The organism is Vibrio sp. 10N.247.311.49, assembly GCF_041467655.1.
Lineage (GTDB): Bacteria > Pseudomonadota > Gammaproteobacteria > Enterobacterales > Vibrionaceae > Vibrio > Vibrio crassostreae_C.
This window is the reverse complement of sequence record NZ_JBFSVA010000003.1, coordinates 337,673-348,617: the sequence shown is the minus strand read 5'-3', so window position 1 is coordinate 348,617 and position 10,945 is coordinate 337,673. Positions and strand designations below refer to the sequence as shown.

Here is a 10,945-nt window from a genome sequence, read left to right as displayed (position 1 = left end):
AACCCATCAACATAAGTTTAGCGGATGTTTGACAACCGGGGGAATCCATGTAGCCGCATTAAGCGGACTAAAATTGTTGGTTATAATGTGTAGCGAAGCGGAACCTAACCAACTGTTTTAGTTCCGTTTAAATGCCTTGTTAATTGATGCCGATAATAGAACTTTAATCACCAATTAATCTAGTGACCATTTCGATATTGAGAAACTAAATACCAAACGGAAACTACAAACCTTTTTAGCAAAATTACACGCTCGATATTACGTGAAAACTAGGAAAAAAATGAAGCCACTATTTACTAAAAACTAAGCTAATGAGTTTTATGCTTTTTGTTTTTATAAAAGCAAAACTCTATTAGCGAAAATACCTTAATCTGGCTGAATGTGCAGATTAAAAGTCACATTCAAGGCAACTTATTTGAGCGTATTTCACAAATTATTCGGTATTAAAAACACTTAAATTTGAAAACATACCCCAAATTATTTTAAGGCCAATTAACGCCCACTTAAGCGGACAAAAATGGTTGGCTAAAATTGTGGAGCGAAGCGGAACGTAGCCAACTGTTTTTGTTCCGTTTAAAGTGCTTGTTAGTTGCCGTCTTGGACAACGCTACCGCCACCAATTTATAAAACTGGTATGCCGTAACTTTAACGTTTATTCCACGAAGAAACCAGAATACATCATTAAAACATAAACCTACAACGCATTTCTTTTGTAAAAACTAAAAACGGAATGACGCATTAGAATGCTGCTTTCGATAATGGAGCTAACTTAAATACACACGGAGGTTAAACTTTGACGCTGCGACTATTAGCAGTTAGAAACAAAGAACGGAATGAGCGTATTTAAAGCGCCTGCAAAGCAACAATTGACGAATAGAAAATAACTACCAGAAGCCATAAAACACAATTAAGAAACTAAATACGTGCAATAGGTTTAAGGCGAACTAACATTTTAATATTGTGCAAGCACGAATCCATCCGCTTAACATATCAAAAAGGTCACTCATAACCAACTGAATGCTATGCATTTAATATAAAAGTGGGTCTAAACAATAAGTGTGAAAACGTGCAAGCACATATTGCCGACTATGTAACGCTCGGCCTCATTCTTAACCACCCATAAATATGCAGTATAATCAATAATTTAAAATAAGCCTCTCGTTAAATTCGTGCTCAATCAGAGTTAAAAACCACTCTTTTTTAAGTCATTAATTATTCAACAAGCAATAAACTGTCTGTATGTACAGATTTTGTGAGGGGAATATATGGCGAGTCAATTCATGCAGGCAATTTGCGAACATATGACGATGCGAGGCTATAGTCGCAAGACAATCAAAGCCTACTGTTACTGGATAAAATACTTCATTCATTTTCATAAGCTTAAACACCCTGAACAGATGCATGCCGCTGAAGTTGTCTCCTTTCTTTCTCATTTAGCTAATCAACAAAAAGTAGCCATCAATACTCAAAAGGTAGCTCTCAATGCTCTAGCCTATTTATACAATCAATTTATTAAGCAACCTCTAGGAGACTTAGGGTTTAGCTATGCGACTCGGTCTCGAAAAATTCCTAGCGTACTCAATCATGCGGAAGCTATCTCGGTGATCAATGAAATAGATCCTAAATATCAACTGTTTTTTCGCTTGTTGTATGGTTCAGGTTTGAGAGTATCGGAATGCCTGAGGCTTCGAGTACAAGATATAGATCTAAAACAAGGGTCTCTCACTGTTCACAATGGGAAAGGAAATAAAGACCGAGTGACAATTTTAAGTTTTTCACTCACTGAAGCTATACAAGACAAAATTTCACAAGTTGCAGTTCTGCTCGCTAAAGATAACTTGAATGGGTTTGGGCCATCTTTGCCTCACCGATTAGGTAAAAAATACCCTAGTGCCTATCGACAACTTGCTTGGATGTACCTATTCCCATCAAAATCCGTCACTCAACACTCTGAGTCGGGGATCGTATGCCGACACCACCTACATGATTCGGTACTCCGAAAAACGCTGAAGAAGGCGACTAACTCTAATAAATTGCGCCACAAGCGAATTAGTTGTCATACTTTCAGGCACAGTTTTGCTACGCAACTTCTAAAGTCAGGCTCCGATATCAGAACGGTTCAAGAGCTACTGGGGCACAGTGATGTTAAGACAACTCAGATTTACACTCACGTTATTGGGCAACACTTTAGTGGCACGACTAGCCCGCTAGACGGCTTATAACGAAACTCCCTCATCGATAGTTGAACCTTGGCTTGATGGCTTCTGTCTGACAAGGTTGTCTGCTATGGTGGCGGCAGAACTTCAGCAATTGTTTAGATAGTATTGAATATGAAAACACTAACCATACTTGATGGCGGCATGGGCCGAGAACTCAAAGAAATTGGCGCGCCATTTTCTCAACCGCTTTGGAGTGCTCAAGCGCTGATTAAAGCACCCGAATTTGTTAGCCAAGCGCATCAAAACTTTGTCGATGCAGGTGCTGAAATCCTAATCACCAATAGCTACGCGTGTGTGCCTTTTCACTTGGGTGCAGAGCTGTTCGAACAACGAGGTTTTGAACTAGCCGCACTGTCTGGTGAGCTGGCTAAAGCAGTTGCTAACAATGCTTCTCACACCGTAAAAGTGGCGGGCGCGATTCCACCGCCATTTGGCAGCTACCGACCAGACTTATTTAAGGTAGAAGAGGCGGCGCCAATCATTCAAACGCTTTACGATGCCCAGGATCCAAACATCGATCTTTGGATAGCGGAAACCATCTGCAGCCTGCAAGAGTTCGAATCCATTCATGCGGTTCTTAAGCAGTCAGATAAGCCGTGTTACTACGCATTCAGTTTGGAAGATACCAAGGGCGATTCTGCCAATATTCGTTCTGGCGAGAGCGTAACAGACGCCATCAAACTTGCCTGCCAATCAAACGCGACAGGCATTATGTTTAACTGTTCAGTGCCTGAAGTGATGGATCAAGCCATTATCGATGCCAAGAAAGTGATCGATGAGCTAGGCAGTGATTTAGAAGTTGGTGTCTATGCCAACAATTTTGCGCCTATCAGCAACGAACATGAAGCGAATGATATGTTTCAGGAGATGCGTGAGCTGGATGGCCAAGGTTACTTAACTTACGCTAAACGCTGGCATGCACTGGGCGCGAATATTATCGGTGGCTGTTGTGGCATCGGGCCAAAACACATTAAAGCCCTAGCCGATTGGAAACACTCAATACAGAGCTAATCCTGAGCTTCAACTAGAATAAATTAAATAGAGAACAGGTTGAGAAATCTGTTCTCTATTTGTATGTGACGTCTCTGAGTACACTGATACAAAACAACGATTTGGAGCAACAGATGAGCGACACGCAACGCAAAATAAAATGGGGCATCGCAGGGCTAGGCAATATCGCCAATCGATTCGCAACCGCAGTCACAGAGCACTCTCTGCATGGTGAGCTTGATGCGGTTGCCGCCAGAGATCACTCACGCGCAGCCACGTTCGCCAACAAGTTTGCTTGCGACAAGGCTTATGGTTCTTATGAAGAGATGGCGAATGACCCAAGTGTTGAAGCGGTTTACATCGCTACGGTTCACCCATACCACCAGCCACTTGCTGAACTGTTTCTGAAGAATAACAAGCACGTATTGGTCGAGAAGCCGGCTTTTACCAACCTTGCTGACTGGCTTGAGATGAAAGCTCTCGCGAAGCAAAATGGCGTGATGCTGTTAGAAGCGATGAAAACCGTGGTGTTTCCCGCGTATCGTGAGCTCCAATCATTCTTGGTCGATAACAACATTCAGATAGATTCCATCGAAGCCAGCTTTGGTAACCATCATGACTATGAGCCCGATTTGTTTATCTTCAATCCGGATTTGTCAGGCGGAGCAACACTCGATGTTGGGGTCTATGGGCTTTGGTTCTTTTACGATCTGTGCCGAACGCTGGGTGTAAACCCTTCAAAACCTCAGGTAGAGATGTCGTGTCTTTATGAGGGAGCGAATGTTGATACCGATGCATGCTTTACCTTCTCTGGTGATATGAACGGTAAGATATCGGCATCAACCGTGCAAAACCTTCCCCGAACAGCGCACTTGAGTGGGCCTGATACTAAGATCACCATTCACGAAAAATGGTGGAATCCGGCCTTTATTGAGATTGAACATCAAGGGCAGAAGTCGACCATCAACAAACGAGTGACGGGCAATGGGTTCGAATTTGAAATCGACCATTTTTCAGATTTGGTGCTTCAAGGCAAAACTGAGTCGAATATCCTAAGCTCAGAGATAACCTCTCGAGTTCTCGATACGATGGAAAACGCACTGATTGATTCTGGCTATTCACATTTAACTCAACCTCGTCGTTAGGAAAAGCAAATTGGGCAACCTTAAGCGTAAGCTTGAACTGTATGAAAAGATATTTCAGGCTTTTGGGCCTGGAGTATCACACTGTCAGGTCAACCAACTGGCCACACTGCTGCACGTGAGTGAACGTCACGTTCAGACCTTACTCAAAGCGATGACAGCACAAGGTTGGATTGAGTGGCCGCAATGCTGGCACTGAGTTGCAAGCCTTTCTAAGCAGCACCAATCCGTCGGCGCAGAATATCGCGTACATCCCGTTTCACCGAGAACTCGAAGCGCTTCACCCTCAACGAGTACTTAGACGCACCGAACGCTTCTTAGTGATGCAAGTTTGCCAACGCCTAACCTCCGTTAAGCACGGCAAACTCAGCGGCGATCTGGCTTATCATTGGCAGCCTAATCAAGATGCAACACAGTGGCACTTTCAGATTCGCAATGGTGTTCACTTTCATAACGGTCGAACACTCGAACCTCAAGACATAGCGCGCAGCCTAAACTCGCTCTGCCAAAGCAAAATATGGCGTCGCTGTTATCAGCATATTGATGAGGTCTCTGTCTCGGCAGGCAATGTGGTTGTCGTAAAGTTGAATCAACCTGATTGGCATTTACCGCGCCTACTTGCTAGGGCTGAAGCCTCCGTATTCGATCACTCATCACCGACTGATAGGCTGATTGGATCTGGCGCGTTCTCATTAGACATCTTCTCAAGCAAGATGTTGAGATTGAGCCGCAATAGCGCCTATTCACACAGCACGCCGATTCTCAATCGAGTCGAGTTGTGGGTCTATCCTGAATGGGCACAGAGCAAAGCCTGCGCTCAAAATCAGGTGTGCGTGAAACTGCCCGAGAAGACGACCACCGTGCGTGGGGATGACCATTCTTCCCAACCGGATTTCGGCTCAACCTTCTTTAAGATTCAAAGCCCGATGTTGTCTTCAACCGTTCGTGAGTTCACCGTTGAAGACACCTCTGAATGCCAAGCCCTTTTCGATCAGTTGTCAGTGTCTGGCGACCACAAAACCAGCGTGGAATATGGGCACTACCTAACTCACTACCTAACTACCAAAGACGTCGCGCTGTGCAGTATTATTGATGAGAACAACACCTTCACTTCGTGGTTAAGCTTTTTCACTCGCTTCCCGTTTGAGGACTTAACTTTACCTGCTGAGATACTAGAGACAATCGAACAAGGCTTAGCTTCAATAACAAACCAACCAGACTTTGAGTTAGCGATGAATGCACTGTTGTCGCTCCGGCATTGGTTGCATGAATCTGGGGTTGTGACTGAGCTCAAGCAAGAGGCGTTCAACTTAGAGGTTTCTGAAAAGATACACTGCGCACAAGTAAATGGTTTCGGTTGGTGCGAACTCGACAAGCTGTGGATTAGCCATTTGTAAGCGTATTTCGTAGCTGAATGTATTTCACAACCTAGCCCAACCAAGCTGCAACCAATCATTATGTTCAGTCACAGCGTAGGTCGAATAGGCTAAGGGTTAGCTCACTAGCGATAATTCAGACTCTTTATAGATACGGTTAGCCACTTTGTATGCAGCCGGAGACATCAGTGTCTCTTTGCATCTGCGCTTAAATTGCTCGACTTCAATCGTTTGTTCTTCCAGTAAATAGCACAGCTCACTCAAGTAGTTAGCTTCAAACACAGCTTGACCAAGTGGCGTGCATTCGTATCGGCTCGACTCTTGGTAGCCAATCGCGGTCAACACTGATTCTGGCAGTTCCCAGAACTTAGCAATGGTGTAAGTCAGGCGAATGGAGTAGCTGTTCATCAGGCGCTTCAATGCTAACGAGTTAGGCGGAACAGAAGGATCTACATGTTTGAAGGCTTCTACCATCATCTGGAAAATGATCATCTTGCCTAAGTTGCGAATTAACCCAACAAAATACGCCGCTGCTTGCTCTTCTTGAGATGAAGAGTCTTTCATCAACTCCTTAGAAAACGACGCGGTTTGAACACTGTGATTCCAAATTTTCTCACCGAAGTGACGCCAGTAAATATTGTTCCCCGGCGTGAAGTTCTTCATGTAGCTATTCACCACCCCTTCAACGAGCCCTTGAGAACCCATATTTAAGAATGCTGTTTTTAGGTCGGTAACCTGTTTTTCATTGCGTTTGTAAAAGGCGCTATTTGCCAGTTTAATCACATCGGCAGCCATACTCGGCTCGCGCTCAATCACTCTTAACAGAGTATCGACATCAAACTCATCGCTCTGTAATTCGCCCATTAACGTGGTCACAGAGGCTGGCATCACTGGAAGTTCATTAAGCAAGGCTTTTGGAGAGCGAATCAAGCGTTCGATTTGACAAGCGACAAAATCACTAAATGGGTCTGACTCCGTTCGAAGGCGAGACTCTCCAAACAAATAATCAAGGAACTCACCATCGTGAAGGCTAAGCGTCTTATCGACGATTAATGATGATGGCTGAGCGGACGACGGCGGAACAAAGATTGAAGACTGAACAGAATCAGTAGCAACGGTTTGTTGTTGCTCTTGTTGGGCAGGCTCTGCAGAGGGTTTGTTTTTTGAATAAACAAAAGGTGAGAATAGTGCCTGCAATACCCTTTTAAACATCAATACGGCTCCTAGATGATTATCAAACAGTTCGGGATATATAACGGCGGTGATTATCGCACAGGCAACTCATAAACCATACAGTGATAAATGAATCATTAACCTTTCAGCTGTATAGGATCTGTTACCCAACAATTTGCTCAGCTCCTCGGTATTCACCAGGAACAAAAAGAGCGAGCAAATAAAGCTTGCTCACTCTTCCATCAATCTAAACCGTGAAGCTGACTAAAACTAGCGTTCTGCCACTTCCAACACGATCTTACCAACATGCTTTTTCTTTAAGAACTCATCTTGCGCTTTATGGATATCGGCTAGCGGATAAGACTCTGCAACGATGGCGCCAATCTGCTGTTTCTCGATACGATTAACCAAGTTTTGGAATACTTGCGGTTCTAAAACCGTGCAACCAAAAAAGCTGAGGTCTTTGAGATACAAAGTTCGCACATCAAGCTCAACCATTGCACCACCAATCGCACCAGACACAGCATAACGGCCATGCGGTTTTAGGACTTCAAGAAACTCTGGCCACTTGTCACCAGCAACTAAATCGATCACCACATTCACGCTGCTTTCGCCTAGCGCGTTAACCAAATCTGAATCACGGGCAATCACTTCATCAGCGCCAAGTTCAAGTAACTGTTGGTTCTTGCTTGGGCTAGTGATGGCAATAACATACGCGCCGCGAGCTTTTGCTAGCTGAATAGCCGCAGAGCCCACACCGCCCGATGCACCTGAGATAAGCACGCGATCACCTTCAGCCACATTGGCACGAGTTAGCATGTTCTCTGCTGTTGAGTAAGAACATGGGAAAGACGCTAGCTCAACATCCGACATGGTGCTGTTCACCGCGTAAGCGTGCTTAGCTGCTACTTTGGTGTATTCAGCGAAACCACCATCGCATTCAGATCCGAAATACCATGGCTGTGGCAGATCTCGTCCATAAACCTCGGTCAAACAAGGTTCAATCAGAACACGCTCACCAATACGATCAGCCGAGACTTCGTTACCAACAGCTACAATAAAACCGCACACATCGGCACCTTGGATGCGAGGGAATTTCAACGCTTCACCCGACCAACTGGCATCGTCTGAATCATCACTTTTCGCATACCAACCGATTCGTGTGTTGATGTCGGTGTTGTTCACGCCTGCTGCCATGACTTTGATCAGCACTTCATTAGGTTCGATTTGAGGAACCGCGATATCTCCGCGGTAGCCAAGCATTTCTGCTCCACCGTGACCCAACATCTCTACGCCTTTCATTGTTTTCGGTAGTTCGAATTTCATCGTGTTTCCTCGAGTAATTTTGTCACCATATTCTGCGCCGATGCCACCGCTTCTTCGCCTAATACTGGCCACGCGCTTGATACGCCTTCATGAAGTAAAAACAGTGGTGTCGCGAGATCCTCTCGCAGGCTCTGCTTGCCTATTAGCAAACGAACTTGTTCTTTATGCTGTGTAACCGCTTGGCTGATAAGCTCATTATCGGGAAACGCGGCCATCGCATTCATCGACATGCACCCATGTGGCGCATACTCTTCTAACCATTGTTGGAGCTTGTTGAAGATATGAGTAACCGATGCGAGCCCCTTTTCAGGCGACGTTTCCAACAAGAAATCTAAGTAGCGTTGGTGTCGATATTCCAAGGCACCAACGATCATCGCTTCTTTTGAAGGGAAATGTTTATACAAGGTTCTTAGGCTTACATCGCACGCCGTTTTCAGCTGTGCAACGCTCGGCTCAGCAAAACCTTGCTGGCTAAATGCCACCTCTAAGCTTGCTGCAATCTGTTCTCTCAACATAGTGCTCTCTCAATACCCGACAAAGGGTAGAATGATTGTTCTACCCACAGGGTAGAACGATCACTCTACCCCTGTCAATATCCAAATTTACAAACCAAGAAATGATAAATTCCGCGCCAAACAGGACACGGAATTTATCAATACAGATGAGAGACTTAGCGTTTAAGCTGGAGTCGACTGCGTATCGTCACCAGAACAGATAACGCGCCACAAAGTACCAACACTACACCTAGATCTTGGAGCATTCCCGCTAAAGCGAGCCCTGAGCCGATCAAGGTGTAATACATCAAACCAAACAGTGCGCCTGCACTTCCTGCTTGAGATTGGTAACGTACCAACGCTCGGCTCAATACATTAGGGATCGCAATACCAAATGCCATAACCACCAACATCATTGGAAGCAAGAACCAGATCGTGTGTTGTGAAAAATACACACCCACCGCACCTAATGTTTGAAGCCCTGCTGCGATACCAATCAGAGACATTGAAGACACTTGTCTCTTCAACAATGTCTTGTTCACCAAGCTTCCCAACAGAGTCCCGAACCCAAGCACAATGCCGCTGTAGCCAAACTGCTCAACGCTAAATCCAAGTTGAATGAAGGCAAATGAACCCAATTGATAATAGGAAAACAGTGCAATATTGAACGACGCAACCAGCAACGCAGACATCCATATATTGCTATCTTTGATCATGTGAATACTGAGTGACTTTAACTGTAATGGCTGCTTAGATTGTTGCGTTTCAGGCAATGACCATAGGCTATGTGCCAACAACGCTAACACCATAATAAACAAGGCAATAAACACATATTGATGCCCGCCCGCTTGGCTTAGTTGACCGCCAAGAAGCAGCCCGACGATTGGACTAATCGACAGCCCCATCCCCATGTAACCAAACACCTTGGCCAGTTCCGCGCCGCTAAAGGCATCGCGCAACATGGTTTGTGTCACCACCGAGCCCACCGCAAGCCCGAAAGCACCCATGGCTCTGGCTATCATCAACCACGTAAAGCTGTCGGTTTGCATAGCAATAAGTGCTGAACAGGCGAATAACCCCATGCCCAGTAACATGGTTGGTCGGCGCCCCCATTTGTCTGCCAATATGCCCCATACCACAACACCGAGCGCAAACGCTGAGAAGTAGATCGAGAGGGTTTGCGCCGCTTGTGCGTAACTCACATCAAAGGATTTCGATATTGAATCCAGAATCGGGCTATAGATGGTTTCTGCGATTTGAGGGAACATCAGCAATAGCACCATTTGCCATAAAGAAGGTTTTGTTTTCATCATTTTTCCAAGACCAGTGAACTTGACGAGGAGTCTAGGGGAAACTAACCTTGGCTCGTTAACAACATTAAAACCAAAAACAACAAGATTAGGACAAATGGCATTAATCAGCGAAACGATTGAGTTTGATGCAGACAGCTTACCTGCGCCCGTAATAGGGATTGCGGCAGAGCTAGGTCAGCATGATTCAGGAATACATCACCACGTAAAAGGACAGTTGCTGTATGCTCCGCAGGGTTGCATCACCTTGACCTTAGAAAACGCCATTTGCATTTTGCCGCCGACTAAAGCCGTGTGGATCCCGCCTTATACCAAACATCGCGCGCAGATGACCAATGTGGTTGCTTATCGGTCGCTCTATTTTGATAGCAGTATTTACACCTGCCCAGAAGCGATTGAAATTGTGGAAGTGAATGAGCTTTTAAAAGCCCTGATCAATAAGATGGCTTTCTGGGATTGGGACGTTGCCCGCGAGCAAACCACCAATACCGCCAACCTATTCTGGGAAGAGTTTTACAGTGCTAACCAACACTCGTTTATCTTGCCACTACCGACAGATCGCCGCTTTAAAAGCTTTTGCAAACAAGTCCGAACCGCTTCCTTTCTTGCCCCAGCCCTCTCGACATTAGCGAACTCGGTTGGCGCAAGCACCAAAACGATTACTCGATTATTCAAAGCCGAAACAGGCATGACTTACCAAGAGTGGCGACAGCAATGGCGCTTGTTTAAAGCGATTGAACTGCTCTCAGAAAACCGACAAGTCGTTGATGTGGCTCATCTGCTAGAGTTCTCATCCAACAGTGCGTTTATCGCTTTTTTCAAACAGCAAACTGGACAAACCCCGTTGGCCTTTACCAAGTTAGGGGCGTGATTGTTGTTATCCAAACTCTGAAGTTTTACTGAGCTCAGATACAA

General features: G+C 45.2%; 8 protein-coding genes and 1 pseudogene. 5 read left to right on the top strand and 4 right to left on the bottom strand.

Annotated elements, in window-relative coordinates; all coding sequences use genetic code 11:
* The first annotated feature begins 1,265 nt into the window (after window positions 1-1,265).
* The 4 genes and pseudogenes from AB6E54_RS05910 (at window position 1,266) to AB6E54_RS05895 (ending at window position 5,748) form a co-directional block, all read left to right on the top strand.
* Window positions 1,266-2,222, top strand: a complete 957-nt coding sequence (locus AB6E54_RS05910) for an integron integrase (protein ID WP_017067063.1) — start codon at window positions 1,266-1,268, stop codon at window positions 2,220-2,222.
* A 108-nt stretch (window positions 2,223-2,330) separates the two neighbouring features.
* The gene (locus AB6E54_RS05905; RefSeq protein ID WP_372106625.1) at window positions 2,331-3,230 is read left to right on the top strand and encodes a homocysteine S-methyltransferase family protein; all 900 of its coding nucleotides are present in this window, start codon (window positions 2,331-2,333) and stop codon (window positions 3,228-3,230) included.
* A gap of 113 nt (window positions 3,231-3,343) precedes the next feature.
* The gene (locus tag AB6E54_RS05900) at window positions 3,344-4,354 is read left to right on the top strand and encodes a Gfo/Idh/MocA family protein (protein ID WP_372106627.1); all 1,011 of its coding nucleotides are present in this window, start codon (window positions 3,344-3,346) and stop codon (window positions 4,352-4,354) included.
* A 10-nt stretch (window positions 4,355-4,364) separates the two neighbouring features.
* Window positions 4,365-5,748: pseudogene (locus AB6E54_RS05895) on the top strand (ABC transporter substrate-binding protein).
* A 96-nt stretch (window positions 5,749-5,844) separates the two neighbouring features.
* Here AB6E54_RS05895 and AB6E54_RS05890 read toward each other — a convergent pair.
* From AB6E54_RS05890 to AB6E54_RS05875, 4 genes are all read right to left on the bottom strand, one after another.
* The gene (locus tag AB6E54_RS05890; protein ID WP_102394448.1) at window positions 5,845-6,939 is read right to left on the bottom strand and encodes an HDOD domain-containing protein; all 1,095 of its coding nucleotides are present in this window, start codon (window positions 6,937-6,939) and stop codon (window positions 5,845-5,847) included.
* Between the two features lie 231 nt (window positions 6,940-7,170).
* Window positions 7,171-8,226 carry an alcohol dehydrogenase family protein gene (locus tag AB6E54_RS05885; RefSeq protein WP_372106629.1) on the bottom strand — a complete coding sequence of 352 codons (1,056 nt, stop codon included), beginning with the start codon at window positions 8,224-8,226 and terminating at the stop codon, window positions 7,171-7,173.
* A complete protein-coding gene (locus tag AB6E54_RS05880; RefSeq protein ID WP_065583851.1) occupies window positions 8,223-8,741 on the bottom strand; it encodes a TetR/AcrR family transcriptional regulator in 519 nt (172 codons plus the stop codon). The genes AB6E54_RS05885 and AB6E54_RS05880 overlap by 4 nt, the downstream gene beginning before the upstream one ends.
* Before the next feature lie 155 nt (window positions 8,742-8,896).
* Entirely contained in the window at window positions 8,897-10,030 is a 1,134-nt protein-coding gene (locus tag AB6E54_RS05875; RefSeq protein ID WP_372106801.1) for a multidrug effflux MFS transporter, read from the bottom strand.
* A gap of 97 nt (window positions 10,031-10,127) precedes the next feature.
* Between AB6E54_RS05875 and AB6E54_RS05870 the strand changes: the two genes are divergently transcribed.
* A complete protein-coding gene (locus AB6E54_RS05870) occupies window positions 10,128-10,901 on the top strand; it encodes a helix-turn-helix domain-containing protein (protein WP_017065211.1) in 774 nt (257 codons plus the stop codon).
* The last annotated feature ends 44 nt before the right edge of the window (window positions 10,902-10,945 follow it).